At 69.7% G+C, this 18,364-nt stretch carries 19 protein-coding genes; 12 read left to right on the top strand and 7 right to left on the bottom strand.

From position 1 onward, the window contains the following. The first annotated feature begins 11 nt into the window (after positions 1 to 11). The 5 genes from malG to ACO2TI_RS19250 all read left to right on the top strand — a co-directional run bounded on the left by malG (position 12) and on the right by ACO2TI_RS19250 (position 5,421). Positions 12 to 893: a maltose ABC transporter permease MalG gene (gene malG / locus ACO2TI_RS19270; protein WP_423286954.1), complete on the top strand. Its 882-nt coding sequence runs from the start codon at positions 12 to 14 to the stop codon at positions 891 to 893. A 4-nt stretch (positions 894 to 897) separates the two neighbouring features. Beyond that, entirely contained in the window at positions 898 to 2,604 is a 1,707-nt protein-coding gene (locus tag ACO2TI_RS19265) for an alpha-amylase family glycosyl hydrolase (RefSeq protein WP_423286804.1), read from the top strand. A gap of 29 nt (positions 2,605 to 2,633) precedes the next feature. After that, a complete protein-coding gene (locus tag ACO2TI_RS19260; RefSeq protein WP_423286803.1) occupies positions 2,634 to 4,235 on the top strand; it encodes an alpha-amylase in 1,602 nt (533 codons plus the stop codon). 28 nt (positions 4,236 to 4,263) lie between these two features. Further along, a complete protein-coding gene (locus tag ACO2TI_RS19255) occupies positions 4,264 to 4,752 on the top strand; it encodes a pullulanase-associated domain-containing protein (protein WP_423286802.1) in 489 nt (162 codons plus the stop codon). Positions 4,753 to 4,824: 72 nt separating this feature from the next. Further along, positions 4,825 to 5,421 (top strand): ProQ/FINO family protein, encoded by a 597-nt coding sequence (locus tag ACO2TI_RS19250; RefSeq protein ID WP_423286801.1) that lies wholly within the window; start codon positions 4,825 to 4,827, stop codon positions 5,419 to 5,421. Between the two features lie 237 nt (positions 5,422 to 5,658). Here ACO2TI_RS19250 and ACO2TI_RS19245 read toward each other — a convergent pair whose 3' ends face one another. Together ACO2TI_RS19245 and glk are read right to left on the bottom strand one after the other, a co-directional pair. Then, positions 5,659 to 6,897, bottom strand: coding sequence for a maltoporin (locus ACO2TI_RS19245; RefSeq protein WP_423286800.1), 1,239 nt, complete (start codon positions 6,895 to 6,897; stop codon positions 5,659 to 5,661). A gap of 78 nt (positions 6,898 to 6,975) precedes the next feature. Beyond that, complete coding sequence (gene glk, locus ACO2TI_RS19240) at positions 6,976 to 7,998, bottom strand: glucokinase (protein WP_423286799.1); 1,023 nt, start codon at positions 7,996 to 7,998, stop codon at positions 6,976 to 6,978. 196 nt (positions 7,999 to 8,194) lie between these two features. On the opposite strand from glk, the gene ACO2TI_RS19235 reads away from it, so the two are divergent. Together ACO2TI_RS19235 and ACO2TI_RS19230 are read left to right on the top strand one after the other, a co-directional pair. Continuing rightward, positions 8,195 to 8,902 (top strand): SDR family oxidoreductase, encoded by a 708-nt coding sequence (locus ACO2TI_RS19235; protein ID WP_423286798.1) that lies wholly within the window; start codon positions 8,195 to 8,197, stop codon positions 8,900 to 8,902. A 35-nt stretch (positions 8,903 to 8,937) separates the two neighbouring features. Next, positions 8,938 to 10,803 carry a glucokinase gene (locus ACO2TI_RS19230; RefSeq protein ID WP_423286797.1) on the top strand — a complete coding sequence of 622 codons (1,866 nt, stop codon included), beginning with the start codon at positions 8,938 to 8,940 and terminating at the stop codon, positions 10,801 to 10,803. Positions 10,804 to 10,863: 60 nt separating this feature from the next. On the opposite strand, the gene ACO2TI_RS19225 is transcribed toward ACO2TI_RS19230, so the two are convergent. The 5 genes from ACO2TI_RS19225 to ACO2TI_RS19205 form a co-directional block, all read right to left on the bottom strand. Further along, positions 10,864 to 11,481: a methyltransferase domain-containing protein gene (locus ACO2TI_RS19225; protein ID WP_423286796.1), complete on the bottom strand. Its 618-nt coding sequence runs from the start codon at positions 11,479 to 11,481 to the stop codon at positions 10,864 to 10,866. A gap of 26 nt (positions 11,482 to 11,507) precedes the next feature. Beyond that, positions 11,508 to 12,359 carry an HDOD domain-containing protein gene (locus ACO2TI_RS19220; protein ID WP_423286795.1) on the bottom strand — a complete coding sequence of 284 codons (852 nt, stop codon included), beginning with the start codon at positions 12,357 to 12,359 and terminating at the stop codon, positions 11,508 to 11,510. A gap of 190 nt (positions 12,360 to 12,549) precedes the next feature. After that, positions 12,550 to 12,795 carry a hypothetical protein gene (locus tag ACO2TI_RS19215; RefSeq protein WP_423286794.1) on the bottom strand — a complete coding sequence of 82 codons (246 nt, stop codon included), beginning with the start codon at positions 12,793 to 12,795 and terminating at the stop codon, positions 12,550 to 12,552. A gap of 60 nt (positions 12,796 to 12,855) precedes the next feature. After that, positions 12,856 to 13,053, bottom strand: coding sequence for a hypothetical protein (locus tag ACO2TI_RS19210; RefSeq protein WP_423286793.1), 198 nt, complete (start codon positions 13,051 to 13,053; stop codon positions 12,856 to 12,858). A gap of 430 nt (positions 13,054 to 13,483) precedes the next feature. Then, positions 13,484 to 14,038, bottom strand: a complete 555-nt coding sequence (locus tag ACO2TI_RS19205) for a hypothetical protein (RefSeq protein WP_423286792.1) — start codon at positions 14,036 to 14,038, stop codon at positions 13,484 to 13,486. 87 nt (positions 14,039 to 14,125) lie between these two features. Here ACO2TI_RS19205 and purT point away from each other — a divergent pair, with 87 nt between their 5' ends. The 5 genes from purT to ACO2TI_RS19180 all read left to right on the top strand — a co-directional run bounded on the left by purT (position 14,126) and on the right by ACO2TI_RS19180 (position 18,358). Further along, a complete protein-coding gene (gene purT, locus ACO2TI_RS19200; protein ID WP_423286791.1) occupies positions 14,126 to 15,346 on the top strand; it encodes a formate-dependent phosphoribosylglycinamide formyltransferase in 1,221 nt (406 codons plus the stop codon). A gap of 202 nt (positions 15,347 to 15,548) precedes the next feature. Further along, positions 15,549 to 16,022 (top strand): type IV pilin protein, encoded by a 474-nt coding sequence (locus ACO2TI_RS19195; RefSeq protein ID WP_423286790.1) that lies wholly within the window; start codon positions 15,549 to 15,551, stop codon positions 16,020 to 16,022. A 1-nt stretch (position 16,023) separates the two neighbouring features. Beyond that, entirely contained in the window at positions 16,024 to 16,800 is a 777-nt protein-coding gene (locus ACO2TI_RS19190; protein WP_423286789.1) for a GspH/FimT family pseudopilin, read from the top strand. 11 nt (positions 16,801 to 16,811) lie between these two features. Continuing rightward, positions 16,812 to 17,228 carry a type IV pilus modification PilV family protein gene (locus ACO2TI_RS19185; RefSeq protein ID WP_423286788.1) on the top strand — a complete coding sequence of 139 codons (417 nt, stop codon included), beginning with the start codon at positions 16,812 to 16,814 and terminating at the stop codon, positions 17,226 to 17,228. 8 nt (positions 17,229 to 17,236) lie between these two features. After that, entirely contained in the window at positions 17,237 to 18,358 is a 1,122-nt protein-coding gene (locus tag ACO2TI_RS19180; protein ID WP_423286787.1) for a PilW family protein, read from the top strand. Positions 18,359 to 18,364: the final 6 nt, after the last annotated feature.

Genomic DNA, 18,364 nt, shown 5'->3' with positions numbered 1-18,364 from the left:
CTTTGGCCATCGTGACCGGCAAGAACCAGCGCTGGCGCGTGCTCGCGGCCCATGCGTTCCTGTGGGCGCTGATCGCGCTGATGGTGTTCCCGCTGCTGGCGATCATCTCGATCTCGCTGCGCCCCGGCAACTTCGCGTCGGGCTCGCTGATTCCCAGCCAGATCAGCTTCGAGCACTGGAAGCTCGCACTGGGCATCCCCTACCAGGCCGCCGACGGCAGTCTCGTGCAGCCGCCGTTCCCCGTGCTGCTGTGGCTGTGGAACTCGGTGAAGATCGCCGCGATCTCGGCATTCCTGATCGTCGCGATCTCGACCACCGCGGCCTATGCCTTCGCGCGGCTGCAGTTCCGCTTCAAGTCCGCCATCCTCAACAGCATGCTGCTGCTGCAGATGTTTCCTGCGGTGCTGGCGCTGGTAGCGATCTACGCGATCTTCGAGACCATCGGCAACTACGTGCCCTGGCTGGGCATCGAGACGCATGCAGGCGTCGTGCTCGCCTACCTCGGCGGCGTCGCGATGCACATCTGGACGATCCGCGGTTACTTCGACACCATCCCGGTCGAGATCGAGGAGTGCGCCAAGGTCGACGGCGCGACGCACTGGCAGGCCTTCCGCTACGTGCTCCTGCCGATGGCGGTGCCGATCCTGATGGTGGTGTTCGTGCTGGCCTTCATCGGCGCGATCATCGAGTACCCGGTCGCGTCGATCCTGCTTCGCCAGGAAGCCAACCTGACGCTCGCAGTCGGCTCGAAGTACTTCCTCTATGAGCAGAAGTACCTGTGGGGCGACTTCGCCGCCGCCGCGGTGCTGTCGGGCCTGCCGATCACGCTCGTCTTCCTCGCCGCACAGCGCTGGATCGTTTCCGGCCTGACCGCCGGCGGCGTCAAGGGCTGACCTCATGAAGTTCAAGAACCTCGCGCTGGCCGCGGCGATCGCCGCGGCCGTGCCGGCCTTCGCGCCCGTGTTTGCACAGTCGAACGCCGGCAGCTTTGCCGACAACCCGATCGTCTACTTCGTCGTCACCGACCGCTTCCTCGACGGCGACCCGTCCAACAACGAAAGCTACGGCCGCAAACGCGAGCCCAAGCCCGCCGACGACGTGGGCACCTTCCACGGTGGCGACCTCGCGGGCCTGAAGCGCAAGCTCGACGAAGGCTGGTTCAGGCAGCTGGGCGTCAACGCGATCTGGATCACCGCGCCCTACGAGCAGGCGCACGGCTGGGTCGTGGGCGGCAGCAAGGCCTTCAAGCACTACGCCTACCACGGCTACTTCGCGCTCGACTACACGCGCCTGGACAAGAACATGGGCACGGAAGACGAACTGCGCGCCTTCGTCGATGCCGCGCATGCGCAAGGCATCCGCGTGCTGTTCGATGTGGTGATGAATCATCCTGGCTACGGCGACCTGCAGACGCTGAGCGAGTACGTCAACCAGCCCAGAACCGACAAGAAGGCCGGCATGCTCTGGAGCGGCTGGGAGCAGGCCACGCTCGCCAACTACCACAGCTTCATCGACTACAACGACGCGGCCTGGACACAGTGGTGGGGCCCCGACTGGATCCGCGCCGGCCTGCGCGGCTACCAGGAAGGCGGCCGCGACGACCTGACCTCGCAGCTCGCCTACCTGCCCGACTTCAAGACCGAGCAGCAAAAGCCGGTGGGACTGCCGCCGATGCTGAAGAACAAGCCCGACACGCGCGCGAAGGAGCTGCCGAACGCGACGGTGCGCGACTACCTCGTCACCTGGCTCACGCAATGGGTGCGCTCCTTCGGCATCGACGGCTTCCGTGCAGACACGGTCAAGCACGTCGAAGGCGATTCGTGGCGCGCGCTGAAGAAGGCCGGCACCGAGGCGCTGGCCGCGTGGAAGGCCGAGAACCCGAAGCGCAAGATCGACGACGCCGCGTTCTGGATGACCGGCGAGGACTGGGGCCACGGGCCGTCGCGCAGCAAGAACTTCGACGCCGGCTTCGACAACATGATCAATTTCGACTTCCAGACGCGTGCCGACCTCGTGCTCGGCTCGTCGAAGCTGGATGTCGCGAGCCTCGACAAGCTCTACGCCGACTACGCGAAGCTGCTCGCCGCACCGGCGAGCTACAACGTGCTGTCCTATCTCTCGTCGCACGACACCGCGCTGTACGAGCGCGCCCGGGCCGTGGATGCCGGCACCGTGCTGCTGCTCGCGCCCGGCGGCGTGCAGATCTTCTACGGCGACGAGACCGCGCGGCCGCTCGGGCCGATGCCTGCCGGCGACAAGCAGCAGTCCACGCGCTCCGACATGAACTGGTCCAGCGTCGACGCGGCCGCACTCGAGCACTGGCGAACGCTCGGCCAGTTCCGCGCCCGCCATGTGGCGCTCGCGCGCGGCGCGCATGCCAAGGTCGGCGATGCGCCCTACGCCTTCAGCCGCATCGCCGGCGACGACAAGGTCGTCGTCGCGGTCAACGCGGCGGGGGCCGCGAAGATCAAGGTCGGCGGCGTGTTCGCCGAAGGCTCGTCCGTGCGCGATGCCTACACCGGCGCGACCGCGAAGGTGGCCGGCGGCGAGGTCGCGATCACGCCGCACGCGCGCGGCGTCGTGCTGCTCGAGGCCGCTCCTTGAGTCCCCATGCGCACCACCGAGCCATGACGATGCATTTCAAGCACCTTGCCTGTGCTGCCGCGATCGCGCTGATGAGCGCCTGCGGCGGCGGTGGTGGCAGCGGTGGCGGCGGCAATCCGCCGCTGCTGCCCGCGCTCGACCCGACCTACCGCACGAGCGGCGCCGCTGCGGCGGGGGCGGTGTTCGTGCACCTGTTCGAATGGCGCTGGTCCGACATCGCCCAGGAATGCGAGACCACGCTCGGTCCGGCGGGCTTCTCGGCGGTGCAGATCTCGCCGCCCAGCGAGCACGCGCTCATCGTCAATGCCGGCGGCAGCGGCGTCAGTTACCCGTGGTGGCAGCGCTACCAGACCGTGAGCTACAAGCTCGACGCGTCACGCTCGGGCACGCTGGCCGAGTTCCGCGACATGGTCGCGCGCTGCAAGGCGGCGGGCGTGGGCATTTACGCGGATGCGGTCATCAACCACATGGCCGCAGGCGCCGGCACCGGCAGCGCGGGCAGCGCCTACAGCAAGACCAGCTATGGCGCCGTGCCGTGGAGCGCGCCCGACTTTCACGCCGCATGCTCGATCAACAGCTACGGCGACGCGGCCCAGGTGCAGCTGTGCGAGCTGGCCGGCCTGGCCGACCTGCGCACCGAGGACGAGGCGGTGCGCGACCGCATCGCGCAGTACCTGATCTCGCTGCATGCCGAGGGCGTCGCCGGGTTTCGCATCGACGCGGCCAAGCACATGCAGCCGCGCGACATCGACGCCATCGTCGCGCGCCTGAATGCGGCGGCCGATGTGGCCGGGCGCGCCAGGCCCTACGTCTTCCTCGAAGTCATCAACAACGGCGGCGAGGCGATCACGGCCCAGCAGTACTACGGCGTCGGCTACGCCTCGGGCGGCGCGGTCGACGTGACCGACTTCCAGTTCGGCTACCGCGTCAGCGATGCCTTCCTCGGCCGCGGTGGGGCGACGCTGGCCTCGCTGGCGACCGCGGCGGGCTCGGTGCCGGCGGACAAGTCCGTCGTCTTCGTCGACAACCACGACAACCAGCGTGCAGACAATCTCTACCACGCACACGCCGGCTACGAGCAGGCGCAGATCTTCGCGCTCGCGCAACCGCAGGGCGTGGTCAGCGTGATGTCCAGCTACGGCTTCAACCGCGCATCTCAGGCCGGACGCGATGCCGGCCCGCCCGGATCGGGCGGCATCACGCAATCGACCTACAGCGCGCCGGGCACGAGCCGTTGCACCGCGACGCTCGGCGCGGCGCAGGTGGGCAGCTGGATCTGCGAGCACCGCGTACCGGCGATCGCCGCGATGCCGGCGTTTCGCAAGGCCGCGGCCGGCGCTGCGATGACCGGCTTCACGACGATCGGGGCAGACAACCAGCGCATTGCCTTTGCGCGCGAAGGCAAGGGCTATGTCGCGCTCAGCCGCAGCGGCGCGGGCGTGACCTACACCGCCCAGACCACGCTGCCCGACGGCCAGTACTGCAACGTCGCGATCGACCGCTTCACGCCGGCTGCCGGCGCGACGCCGGCAGGCTGCAGCGGCATGCCGATCGGCGTCGCCGGCGGCTCGGCCGCGATCACGCTGCCCGCGGGCGGCTCGGTGGTGCTGCACGTCGGTGCGCGCCTTTGATTCCGTTGCCCACACCAGGAGACAGACCATGCGCATCGTTCAACGCCTCGCCCTGACCGCCGCGGCCGCCGCCGCGTTCTCGTTCGCCGCCGTGCCGGCTGCCAATGCGCAGGCCGCCCCCGAGATCGCCAAGCCGGCCGAAGGCATGATCTCGATCCACTACCACCGCCCCGACGGCAGCTACGACGGCTGGGGCGTGCACCTGTGGGAGAGCTTCGAGAAGGTCGACAACGGCAAGGTCGTCGGCGGCAAGAGCAAGAGCGACCAGCCGATCATGGGCATCACCTGGATGAACCCGCTGAAGCCGACCGGCAAGGACGCCTTCGGCGTGCACTGGCAGGTCAAGGCCGACGAGTTCCGCAACGGCAAGTACAACTACATCATCCACAAGGGCGACTCGAAGGACTGCCCCAGGGACTCGCAGTGGTTCAGCACCCAGGGCAACCAGATCTTCATCAACCAGGGTGATTGCACCGCGTATTTCTCGGCCGAAGAGGCGGTCAAGGCGCGCAAGTGAGCCGGGTCCCGGCCGAGTCCATCCGGCCGCCATCGTGGGCACAATCCGGATCCCACCGATCGTGCCTGCGAGATGACGTCGACCCCTCCTTCCGAAGAAGCTCCCGCCGCGCAGCAGCCTGAGGAGCGCGCGCACTTCGACTGCGCCGCCGAACTGAAGCAACGCTTCCCGGCGCTGTTCGCGGGCGCGCCCAAGCCACTGAAGCTGCGCATCCAGGCCGACATCCAGGAGCGCGCACCGGGCGTGTTCAGCAAGCAGGCGCTGTCGGCCTTCTTTCGCCGCTACACGGGCAGCACCGGCTACCTGATCGCGATCACCAAGGCGAAGACGCGCTTCAACCTCGATGGCGAGCCCGACGGCGAGCTGAGCGAGGAGCATCGCCAGATCGCCGCGAAGGAGCTCGCGCGTCGCCGCGAGATCACGGCCTCGCGCCGTCAGCAGGAAGAAGACGAGCGCCGCGCGCGCATGCAGCTGCTGCGCGACTTCGAGCGCACGACGCTGACGCCGGCGAACTTCTGCGCGCTCAAGGGCATTGCGCCCGAGCAGCTCGAGCCGCTGCTCGCCAAGGCGCGCGAGGACGCGAAGAACGCGCCGCCGCCGCGCGAGATGCAGCGGCGCCCGCAGCAGCGTCCCCAGCAGCGTCCCCAGCAGCGCCCGCCGCGGCGCTGATCGCCCTCTCACCCCGACCCTCTCCCCCTCGCGGGGCGAGGGAGCAAAGGCCCATGCTTCCGTCCGGGGGGGCTCCCTCTCCCGCGCGCGGGAGAGGCCTGGGGTGAGGGTCTTCGCCGCGCTCGCCTCAAGAAAAAAGGGCGCCCCGAAGAGCGCCCCAAGTTCCCTAGAAGAGAAGAGCAGAGAAGCCGGCGGAGCGTGGCCCGCCGGGTTGCCCCCGCAGGGGCAACGCGTGGATCACCACCAGGATTCGACCTGGAAGCCGATCGTCGAGCCGTTGGTGTCGCTGCCGAAGCGCCCGGCCGTGCCGCCGGCGACGCCGCCCCACAGGTCACGCGCCGCGTCGTTCCACTTGGCATAGGTGTAGAACAGGCGCAGCTCCGGGCGCGCCCAGAAGCCGCGGCCCGCGACGATGGTCGGCGCCACCGTGATCTTGTTGAGCTTGCGGGTCTGGCGGTTGACCGCGTCGCCCGAGGTCGGCTTGACCTGGTCATAGCCGTACTCGGCCTGGACCTTGAAGTAGTCGGTCACGTGCCACACCGGGCGGATGCCGAAGGACGTCCACTTGTAGTTGTCCTTCTGGTCCTGGTAGATCAGCGTGGCCATGCCGCTGAACGACGGGTTGAGCTGCCACTGCAGCATCTCGACGATGCGGAAGGTCTTGTTGTCCTCGTCCTCGCCATTGTCCGGGTAGGGCAGCGACAGGTTGCGCGCCGAGCCCTTGCCCCATTGCACCGCGAACTTGTTGAAGCCGCCCAGCACGCCACCGATGAAGTGCTGCACCGTGATGGCCTGGCCGTCGTTGTCCTGGCCGGCGGCCTTGGCGGCGTCGGTCGCGTCGGCGGTGTTGAGCTGCACGCCGACCGTGAGGTCGCCGAAGCCGCCCAGGCCAATGCCGCCGAGGCGGAAGTCATGGCGCGTGGTCGCGCTCTCGCTGCTGTTGCCGTTGCGGAACAGCGCATACGAGAACTTCAGCGTATCGCTGACCTTGACGTCCTGGATGCCGACGCCGTAGCCCGAGGTGTCCCAGTAGTAGAAGTCGTTGATGTGGATGTCGTTGCGCTCGTAGAAGCGCTTGCCCGCCCACACGGTGCCGCCGCCGGCGAACGGTAGGTTCTTGGCCTCGATCCAGTTCTCGCGCAGCGCGGCGTCGCGGCCGTCGGCCTTGAAGCTCTCGTAGTCCTGCTGCTGGTCGGAGATGTAGGCCAGGCGGCCGTGGTAGACGAACTTGACGCCGTCCTTGCCCTCGAAGAGGTCCTGGTCGGCCGCGAGTTCCGCATAGGTCTCGCATTCGTTGCCGAGGCGGTACTTGGCGTAGGCACCGGGCAGCTGGAAGCAGGTCTGGCCGCCGTTCTTGCTCATCGTGCTGCCGCCGCCGGAGCGCAGGTAGCCGTGGAACTCGAAGGCCTGGGCCGACAAGCCCGTCAGTGCCGCTGCCGCCGCGATCGGCAGCACCTTCAACATCTTGCGATTCATGCTGTCTCCTACATGCTAGTGAACGAGGAGCCGGTCACTGGTCCGGCTCCGGCTGAAAAATCGGGTGGACCGGCGGCTTCATGAGCCGCCGGGATGCGCCTCGCGCAAGGCGTGCGAGATGCCCTGGGCGGCGCCGGTGAGCGCCGCGTGCGGCGCGATGACCAGGCCGGTCGCGATGCGCGCCATGTAGCTCTCGAAGCGGCCCTTGGCCTCGAAGCGTTCGCGGAACTTCGAGCCGGTGAGGTGCTCGCCGAGCTTCTGCGCGATGCCGCCGGCTACGAAGACGCCGCCGCGCGCGCCGACGGTCAGCGCCACGTTGCCCGCAAAGGTGCCCAGCATCGAGCAGAAGGTGTCCAGCGTCGCGAGCGCCGCGTCGTCGCGCGAGACCAGTGCGCGCTGCGTGATCTCCTCGGGCGAGAGCGTCTCGACCGGCGTGCCGCGCACCTCGCACAGCGCGCGATGCAGCAGCGGCAGGCCCAGGCCGGACAGCACGCGTTCGGCCGAGACGTGGGGGTACTCGCGGCGCAGCACGCGCAGCACATCGGACTCCAGGTCGTCGGCCGCGGCCACGGTGACATGGCCGCCTTCGGCGGCTAGCGCGACCCAGTCGCCGTCGGCCACCGGCACGCAGCTCGACACGCCCAGGCCGGTGCCCGGGCCGATGACGGCCATCGGCGCGCGCGGATCGGGCTGCGCGCGGCCGCCGAACAGAGAGACGTCGTCACGGCCGAGCCGCGGCAGCGCGAGCGCGAGCGCCTCGAAGTCGTTGAGCAGCAGCACGCGCTTGGCGCCCAGTGCCTGCGCGAGCGCGTCGCGCGAAACGGTCCAGGGGTTGTTGGTCAAGCGCACCGCATCGCCGTGGATCGCACTGGCCAGCGCGATCGCGGCGTGGTGCGGGCGCGGACGCCTGCCCAGCCGCTTCGACAGGTCGTCGAGATAGGCCGTCGCGGCGGCCTGCGGCGTCGGGTAGTCGGCGCACTTGAGCGATTCGACGTGCTCGGCTGCGGCGCCGGGCGCGAACACGAGACCGAAGCGCGCATTCGTGCCGCCGATGTCCGCGACGAGCCAGGGAAACGATTTGCTGGAGAGCTGCGAGCGCATCGGAAGCTTCGAAGGAGGGGCGGCCGGCTCACCACGAGCGAGCCCGGACGACGAAGTTCAATGTAGCAAAACTACAGAAAGATCAACTACGGGTGATTCCCGAGGTTGCGTTGCCTGCCGCTGGGTATGCGCGACAAAGGTTCTCCGGGGTTGGTGATGTAATCTGACTACAGGTAGTTGAAACCCGGAGTGTGAGATGAAGCATGTTCTCGTGACGGGCGCCTCCCACGGCCTCGGCGCCGCGCTGGCGCGCGTGCTTGCCGAGCGCGGCCACCGCGTCGCGATCGCGGCTCGCAACGCGAACGAGCTGCGCCTTCGTGCCGAGCAGATCGGCGCCTCGGCGCCCCAATCCGTGGTGTGCGAGGCGGTTGACCTGCGCGACACGGCATCGATCGAGCCGTTCGCGCGGCGCGTCGAGGCGGCGCTCGGCGGCGTCGACGTCGTGGTTCACAACGCGGCGATCGGTCCGTGGCGCCCCTTCCTCGACAACCCGCCTGGCGAACTGACGGACCTGGTCCAGCTGAACATCGCGGCGCCGATGCTGCTGACGCATGCGCTACTGCCGGGCATGCTGGCGCGCGGTCGTGCGCAGCTGATCAGCATTGCCTCGGACCTGGCGCGCCGCCCGCTCGCCAACATGGCGCCCTATGTCGCCAGCAAGCACGCGCTGCTGGGCTTCACCGCATCGCTTCACAAGGAGCTGCGTGCCAGCGGCCTGCGTTGTACGACGGTGCTGCCGGGCATCATCGACAGCGCCTTCAACGGCGCGGTCGAGGGCAGCAAGGACCGGCAGTGGGCGCTGCCGACGCACGATCTCGCGCAGCAGGTCGCCGCGCTCGTCGACCTGCCGGCGCACATCGTCGTCGACGAGATGACGATCCACCCCGCCGAAGGCGACTATTGAACCCGCGCGGTCCGCCGCGCAGGCATGATTCGCCCATGCCAACTCCGATCGCGCCCCGCTTGCTCGCCGACATCGGCGGCACCTACGCCCGCTTCGCGCTCGAGCGCGAGCCCGGTGTCTACTCAGATCGCCAGAACCTGCGCTGCGCCGACTATCCGGATTTCCTTGCCGCGCTGAAGGCCTACCTCGGCGCCGTCGACTCGCGCGACGTGCGCCTGGGCGCGATCGCGATCGCGAACCCCGTCGAGGGCGACGAGGTGCGCATGACCAACTACCCGTGGCAGTTCTCGATCGAGGCGACGCGCCGCGCGGTCGGCTTCGACACGCTGTTGGTGGTCAACGACTTCACCGCGCTGGCGATGGGCCTGCCCCACCTCGAACCGGGCCAGGTGCGACAGGTCGGCGGCGGCCAGGCGCGCGAGCGCAGCGTGATCGGCCTGCTCGGCGCGGGCACGGGCCTCGGCGTCTCCGGCCTGATTCCGGTCGAGGACGGTTGGGTGTCGTTGGCCACCGAGGGTGGCCACGTCGCCTTCGCACCGCAGACGCCGCGCGAGCTGAGCGTGCTCGAGTACGCGTGGCGTCAGTACGCCCACGTCTCGGCCGAGCGCCTGATCTCGGCATCGGGGATCGAGCTCATCTACCGCGCGCTGGCGGCACGCGCCGACCGCACGCCCGAGCCGCTGGCCGCGCCCGAGATCACGCGCCGCGCGCTGGCCGGCAGCGACGCGCTGGCGGTCGAGTCGATCGCGATGTTCTGCGAGATGCTGGGCACCGTGGCCGCCAACCTGGCGCTCACGCTCGGCGCCTACGGCGGCCTCTACATTGGCGGGGGCATCGTGCCGCGGCTGGGCGAGTACTTCGACCGCTCGGGCTTTCGCGCACGCTTCGAGGCCAAGGGCCGCTTCTCCGCGCTGGTGGCCAACATCCCGACCTTCGTCATCACCTCGGACACCGACACGCTGTCGGGCGCATCGGCGATCCTCGACGCGCAGCTGCGCCGCCAAAGCGGCGGCTCGAGCCTGCTCGAGCGCGTGCGACAGATGCGCGCCTCGCTGTCGGGCGCGGAGCAGCGAGTGGCCGACTGGGTGCTGGCACAGCCGCGCAGCGCGCTGTCGGACCCGATCGTCGACATCGCGCGCCAGGCCGGCGTGAGCCAGCCGACCGTGGTGCGCTTTTGCCGCTCCATGGGCTGCGCGGGCCTGTCGGACTTCAAGCTCAAGCTGGCCTCGGGGCTGACGTCAACCATTCCCGTCTCGCACACGCAGGTCAAGCGCACCGACTCGACCCACGAGCTCGGGGCCAAGGTGCTCGACAACACGGCCGCCGCGGTGCTCAAGGCGCGCGACGAGATCAACGCCGACGCGGTGCAGCGCGCGATCGACATGCTGCTCGCGGCGCGCCGCGTCGACTTTCATGCGGTGGGCCAGTACGGCATCGTCGCGACGGACGCACAGTACAAGTTCCTGCGCTTCGGCGTGCCAACCGCGGCCTATACCGATCCGAGGGTGCAGCAGCTGGCCGCCGGCGTGCTGGGGCCAGGTGACGTGCTCGTCGTCATCTCCGGCTCCGGCAAGGTGCAGGAACTGCAGGACTCGGTGGACACCGCGCTAGAGCGCGGCGCGCGCGTGATCGCGCTGACGCCCAGCCATGCGCCGCTGGCCAAGCGCGCGACGCTCGCCATCACGATCGACCACGCCGAAGACGTGACGACCCAGATGCCGATGATCAGCCGCATCCTGCACCTGGCGGTGATCGACGTTCTGGCGGTGGGCGTGGCGATGCGGCGCAGCGGCGCTGCGCCGCAGGCCGCGGTCGGCGCGCCCTCGGCGGGCGCGCGCTCGGCGCGGCCCGTGCCCGGTGAAGTGCCCGACTACGCGCGCCTGACCTCGCACGCACGCTAGCGGCTCAGCCAGTCACGCGGCACGCCGATCGCGACGTAGGTGCCGGCCGGCCCCGCGGGATCAGCGTCGCTCGAGTACCAGCGCGAGCTCGGCCCAGTGGGCTTGCGCCGGATGATCCACACGCGCATAGGGTGGCTTCGGCCAATGCCAGGGCGCGCCCGGAAACAGCGCGCGCAGCGCGTTGATGTCGACGTGGTAGGGCGGGCCTTCGATCAGCCCGTCGCGGCTGCCCGGGCGCGGCGCCTGCATCGCCAGCAGCGCGAGGCGTCCGCCGGGGCGTAGCCAGCGCTGCAGCTGGGCGGCGTAGGCGCTCCAGTGGTCGGGATGCAGCGCGCACAGGCAGGTCTGCTCGTAGATCGCGTCGAGCGGCGCCTCGGGCTGCCAGGCCAGCACGTCGGCCTCGACGACGCGCGCCTGCAGGCCGGCTTGCGCGAGCCGCCGGCTCACCAGGGCCACGGCCGCCGGGGCGTAGTCGAGCGCGACGACATCGATGCCCGCGGCCGCCAGCGCCAGCACCTCGTGCCCGGCGCCGCAGCCGGGCACCGCGACGCGCATGCCGGCAGCGAGCGTGCCGTCGGCCAGCCAGGCCGCCAGCTGCGGGCTGGGTGCGCCGCGGTCCCAGGGCGTTTGCTGGTCGACGAAGCGCTGCTGCCAGAAGGCGCGATCGGGGCCGGTCATCGGGCCAGTGTAGAAGGGCCGCGGGATCAGTCGTCGAGCGAGCGAACCAGGCTCAGCGTGGCGTCCGGCGACAGGTTGAGCAGCTCGCCGATCTCGGCCAGGTCAGCCGGCACGCCGGCGTTGTTCCAGCCGCCGCGCTCGGCTTCGCTGTGGCGCGCGAGGCGCACCGCCAGCGCGACGCTGCGCACTTGCGGATGATCGGCATGGCGGTCGTCGGTCATGCGGCGCAGCAGCTCGGGCAGCGACCAGGCCTGCATCAGCGCCTGCTCGAGCGCGCCGAGCTCGATGCCCAGCACCTCGCGCTGCACGACGACCGAGCGCAGCGTCGCATCGAGCGACTGCCGGCGCTCGATCTCCAGCGCCAGCGCCGGCGCGTGGCACCACAGCAGCATCTCGGCGAAGTCGTGCAGCGAAGCGGCCAGGTGCACTTGCGGCGCGTCCTCGTCCATGCGGTGCACCGCGAAGCCGAGCGCGAACGTCGCGGCGCGGTGGGCGCGGCGGATCACGCGCCGCAGGCCTTCGAGCGCCTGCGGCTGCGTTGCCAGGCGGGCCTCGACGGTGGGCAACTCCTCGAAGGCGCGGAAGAACGGGCCGACGCCCAGCAGCACGAGGGCGCCGATCACCGTTTCCGGGGCATGGCGCTCGTCGTCGCCGGCGCGGCCTCGCGCGAGCGCGGCCACGTGGGCCAGCACGCGCAGCTGCATCAGCGGGTCGTGGCGCAGGGTCTCGCCGAGCTGGTGGGCGTCGACGCTGCCGTGGCGCGCCTCCGCCTCGCGCAGCAAGGCGAGTTCCTGGGTGGTGCGTTCAAGCACCGGGATCGCCTGGTCGCGAAAGCATGCGGTCCAGGCGTCGAGGTCGGTCGGCGGTCGGTTCAGCATCGGTGAGGGTGGCCCGCTTCGCACCCGCTCGGGTGCGAAGCGGGTGCCCTTTGATCCGGGTATCGGTCCTCGCACGAGGCGCTGTAGCCGGGGAAACCCGCGGCAGCCTCGAGCGTGGCCGGCGCCTGCGTGCACTCGCAGGCGCTCACCACCGCCATCGCCGCAACGGCGGCGACGATAACGCTCGCGTTCATAGGCGCTTGACTCCCTTCACGTGGCCGACAAGTCGGCCTTCCTCGTACAGCGCGCCGTCGACGAACTCGCGCGCCTGCGGTGCGACGGGCCGGCTGGGCCGTGGCGTCGCGACGAGCACCGCGGCGCGTGCGAGCAGCACGGCCAAGGCTCTGAGCACCGCGGCCAGGCGCGCCCTCAGGCTGCCGGCGGGGCTGGTGGGCAACACGGCGGTGGGGCCGCCGGCGTAACTCCTCGTGGTCATGATCGTCTCCATCGTTCGGGCCGGCCGCCGCGCCCGCTGGACGCCGGGCGGCCGAAAAGCTCAGGGGCCCCGGGTGGCCAGGGCATCGAGTTCGCGCGCGAGTGCGCGCTGCGCCTGCTGGCGCTTGCCGCCGGCACCGCGGCCGTGCGCGCCGGCCATGCGCTGGCCGGCGGCCAGGGCATGCGGGTTGCGCGGGCGCGGCACGGCGATCGCGATGCGCTGCGACGCGTGGCGGGGGGTATGGCGGGTCCAGTTCATCGATCGCTCCTTGAAGCTCGCGCCGTCTGCGGCGCGCGGAAAAACAAAACGGCCCGGGGGCTTGCGCCATCCCGGGCCGTTGGTGGTGAGTCGCTCGTCGATCAGAGGAGACGACTCGACCGCCAGGCCGCCCGGGGCCTGCGTGCATTGCCAACACCTGCGGTGCGCGCGATGGCTGCCATGGAGGCAGCGTGCTCGAGCGCGGGGCGTTGGAACGAACTCAGAAATGACATGGCAACCGGGCTGTCGGTGGATGGGTGTGACGGGGAGGGCTTCGCTGCTTTGCCGAGAGCGCTGGGCTTCGACGAACAACTTGCGCAGATGATAAACAATTGATTATCTTGCGCAAGCCTTGTTGGCCTGATGCGACGCCCCTAGGGCTAGGGGGCATGCGGGCGCGGTCGGGCCGGCGGCCCGATCTGGGCTCGGCTCAGCGCTTCTTCTTCAGCGGCGCAATGCCGCGTTGAGCGCGCGCCCAGGCATCGGCATCGTCGACGGCGACCGCCTTGGCGGACGCCGTCGCGGGTGGTGGTGGCGCCGCGGGCGGGGTCAGCACCTCGCCCAGCAGGTCGAGCAGACGCGCGCGGGCGCGCTGCGGATGGCGCCGGTAGTAGCTCAGCACCAGGCCGACGATGAATCGCTCGTCGTCGTCGCGCGGCACGCCGTCGTCGCGCGGCGGCTCGGCACTGAAGGAGGCTGGCGCAGCGGCCGGTGCCGCAGGTGCAGTCGCGCCGGCGGGACGGTCCATCCAGCCCTGCGGCTTGTGGCAGGCCTGCTCGAACTGGCGTGCGAGCCGCTCGCCGATCTGGCGCGAACGGCTCTTGATCTGGCTCCAGTAGCTCGGCTGGATGCCCAACCGCTCGGCGAATCGTCGTTCAAGGCCGCGCAAGGTGGCGGCGTCGGGGTGCTTCACGGTCGCGCTGACGAACTCGTCGAACAGGCGCAACGCGTTGTCGAGCCGGATGCCGGCCAGATCCTGGGTCATGCCCCGATGATAAAAGACGCTTGCCCAGGGGGCCGCGCGGCAGGAGGGACAATGCCGGCCCCTCTCGCCGCTGTTCGTCGCATCGCCATGAGTTCTTCCGCCAAGACCGCCCGATTCGGCACGCCGCTGTCGCCTGCCGCCACCCGCGTGATGCTGCTGGGCAGCGGCGAACTCGGCAAGGAGGTGCTGATCGCGCTTCAGCGCCTGGGCGTCGAGACGATCGCGGTCGACCGCTACGAGAACGCGCCTGGCCAGCAGGTCGCGCACCACGCGCGCACGATCGCGATGAGCGACCCCGACGCGCTGCGCGCGCTGATCGAAGCCGAGCGGCCGGACATCGTGGTGCCCGAAATCGAGGCGATCGCGACGCCGGTGCTCGAGGCGCTGGAAGCCGAGGGCAAGGTCCGCGTGATCCCGACGGCCCGCGCCGCGCGGTTGACGATGGACCGCGAGGGCATCCGCCGCCTCGCGGCCGAGACGCTGGGGCTGCCGACGAGCCCCTACAAGTTCTGCGACTCGCTGGCCGAGCTGCAGGCGGCGATCGACGGCGGCATCGGCTACCCGTGCATCGTCAAGCCGGTGATGAGCAGCTCGGGCAAGGGCCAGAGCAAGATCGACGGCCCCGCCGACGTGCAGAAGGCCTGGGATTACGCGATGGCCGGCGGGCGCGTCAGCCACGGCCGCGTGATCGTCGAGGGCTTCATCGACTTCGACTACGAGATCACCCAGCTCACCGTGCGGGCCCGCGGGGCGGACGGGAGCATCGAGACGCACTTCTGCGAGCCGATCGGCCACATCCAGGTCAGCGGCGACTACGTCGAGAGCTGGCAGCCGCACCCGATGCACCCCAAGGCGCTGGCGCGCTCGCGCGAGATCGCCAAGGCGGTCACCGACGATCTCGGTGGCCAGGGCATCTTCGGCGTCGAGCTGTTCGTCAAGGGCGAGCAGGTCTGGTTCAGCGAAGTGAGCCCCCGCCCGCACGACACTGGCCTGGTGACGCTGGCCACGCAGCGGCAAAGCGAGTTCGAACTGCACGCGCGCGCCATCCTCGGTCTGCCGGTCGACACGCGACTGGCCAGCCCGGGCGCCAGCGCGGTGATCTACGGCGGCGTCGATGCGAAGGCGGTCGTGTTCGACGGCGTGGCCGAGGCGCTGGCCGTGCCGCAGACCGACCTGCGCCTGTTCGGCAAGCCCGAGAGCTTCGTCAAGCGGCGCATGGGCGTCGCACTGGCGTGGCACGGCGATGTGGAGACGGCCCGCGAGCGCGCCAAGGCGGCTGCGGCGAAGGTGCGCCCACGCGCCGTTTGAGCGCGCGATCGCTCGTCGGCCGCTGACGCGCCGGCGCCACAACCTTCGGGCACAGACCCCCGGAGCCCCGGGGGGTCGGGCGTGTCAACCGGTGACAGCGATGGCCGGTGTGACTTTTTCCTGCCTGATTTTTGCCATTCATCCCTAGGATCGCGCCATCCGTCAATCTGGTCGGTTTCCGGCCTTGACGGACGCGAGGGGAATGGATGTGACAAAACGCAACGCGAGCCGCCATGGCGGCTTCACCCTGATCGAGCTGATGATCGCGGTGGCCATCGTGGCCATCCTCGCGAGCGTTGCCTATCCGGCGTACACGAGCTACGTCCGCCGCGGCCAGGTGCAGGAAGCGTTCACCTACCTGTCGGACTACCGCGTCAAGCTCGAGCAGTACTACCAGGACTTTCGCGGCTACGGCAACACCGGCGGCACGACCTGCGCCAACGGCACCGGCGCCCCGTCGTGGAACAACTTCAGCCCGGGCTCGCGCTACTTCACCTTCAGCTGCGCGCTCGGCGCCGACAACCAGAGCTACACGCTCACGGCCACCGGTTCCAGCGGCGCGGCGCTGGGCAACGACTACACGCTGACGAGCGCCAACGCCAAGGCGACGACCAAGTTCAAGGGCCAGACGGTCAGCGGCAAGGCGTGCTGGCTGGCGCGCGGGGACGAGTGCTGAAATGACCCACCCCCGAAGCGCCTGCGGCGCATCGCCCTCGAGGGGGGCGAGCCTGGACACGAAAGGTCCAGTGGACCTTTCGTGCCTGGCGAGCGGCCGGGCCCTTGGGCCTGGCGCGGCCGGCAAGGCACGCGAGTGGACCGTCCCGAGCTTGTCGAAGGGCGGATCCACCGCGTCTGCTCGGACCTCGCGGGGCATCACGCTGATCGAGTCGATGGTCGCGCTGACGATCATGGCGCTGCTGATCGTGCTCGGCCTGCCGAGCTTTCAGAGCTGGCTGCAGAACACCCAGATCCGCAATGCCGCCGAGTCGATCTCGGCCGGCATCCAGCGCGCGCGCATGGAGGCGATCCGGCGCAACCAGAACGTGCGGTTCACGCTGGTGTCGCTGACGGACGCGAAGACGATGGACGACAGCTGCGCCGCGTCGGCGAACGGCGCGTCGTGGGTGATCAGCCTGGACGACCCGGCCAGCAGCTGCTCCGCTGCGGCCTCCGACACGACCGCGCCGCGCATCGTCGACAAGCGCGCGGCCGGCGACGGCGGTCTGTCGGCCTCGGTCTCCGCGGTGGCCGGCGACGGCACGACGGCGGCGTCCGCGGTCATCTTCAACGGCTTCGGCCGCGTGTCCAACGCCAGCCCGATCGCGCGCGTGAACGTCACGTCGACTGCCAGCGGCAGCTATCGCAGCTTGCGCGTCGAGGTCAATGAGGGCGGGGCGGTGCGCGTGTGCGATCCGGGCGTGTCGGACACCGCCGATCCGCGCAAGTGTTCGTGAGAGGGAAGGCAATGAAGCGAACCGGCATGTATCGAGGCCCGCGGCGCCAGTCGCTGCGAGGCGTCGCGCTGATCGAAGCGATGGTCGGCATCATCATCTTCTCGATCGGGGTGCTGGGCATCGTCGGCCTGCAAAGCGCGATGACCAAGACCCAGACCGCGACCAAGTTCCGCGGCGACGCAGCCTACCTCGCGAGCGAGCTGATCGGCACGATGTGGGGCGACGCCGGCAACCTGGCCAACTACGCCACCGCTTCCTGCACCAGCTATGCACGCTGCAACGGCTGGAAGGCCAAGGTCGCTACGGTGCTGCCGGCGGGCAATGCGACGGTCACCGTCGCTGGGGGGCAGGTGACGGTGACCGTCACGTGGACCACGCCCAGCGACGGCTCGCACAGCTACTCCACCACCACGGCGATCGCGCTGTGAGCACGGCCATGAATCGCCGCCGTCACGACACCTTCGCGCTCGTGCGTGCCCAGCGCGGCGTCTCGCTGATCGAGCTGATGGTAGGCGTCGTCGTCGCGCTGCTGGCCACGCTGGTGATCACGCAGACCCTGGTCTTCGCCGAGGCGCAAAAGCGCACCACCACCTCGGGCTCGGACGCCCAGGTCAACGGTGCGCTGGCGCTGTACTCGCTGCAGCGCGACCTGCAGTCGGCCGGCTACGGTCTCACGATCAGCCGCACGGCGCTGGGGTGCGAAATCCGCGCGCAGTACAACGGCACCAACTTCACCTGGACGCTGGCACCGGTCGTGATCACCGCCGGCACGAACGGCGCGCCCGACTCGGTGCAGGTGCTCGGCAGCGACAAGGACAGCTATTCGATCGTCGCGCCGATCATCACGAATCATCCGCGCACTGCGGCCAACTTCTTCGTCAGCTCGGCACTCGGCATCGCCGACGGCGACATGATGCTGGCGGTGCCCGAGACACCTGATGCGGCCAACTGGTGCAGCGTGTTCCAGGTCACCAACAGCAACGCCGGCCCGGGGGACGGGCTGGGTAACAACAAGGTGAACCACAACTCGGGCCTGAGCAACTGGAACCAGCCCACCAACTCCGTCTTCCCCACGGATGGCTATCAAGTCGGCAGCTACCTCGTGAACCTGGGCCGCTTCACCAGTCGCACCTACAGCGTCTCTGCGAGGCAAAGGCTGCAGCAGGCGGACTTCAGCACCACCAATGGAACGACGAGCACGCGCGACGTGTTCAACAACATCGTCCAGCTGCGCGCGTTCTACGGCAAGGACACGAGCGGCGACGGCATCGTCGACAGCTACGACAACACGACGCCGACCACGCAGGCCGGCTGGGCGCAGGTGCTGACGGTGCGCGTGGCGATCGTCGCGCGCAGCGCTCAGTACGAGCGCGATGTCGTCACCTCGTCCAATCCGCTGTGGAACGTCGGCGCCGCCGTGCCGGTGGCCGGCGCGGCGACCTGCGGCTCGTCGGAATGCGTCACGCTGAAGATCGACACGCTCACCGACTGGCAGCACTACCGCTACAAGGTCTACGAGACCACGGTGCCGCTGCGCAACATGCTGTGGCACTCGTGAGCGGGG

The sequence above is a fragment of the Caldimonas sp. KR1-144 genome, assembly GCF_049446155.1.
GTDB lineage: Bacteria > Pseudomonadota > Gammaproteobacteria > Burkholderiales > Burkholderiaceae_C > Rivibacter.
This window is presented reverse-complemented; position numbering and strand designations above follow the sequence as displayed.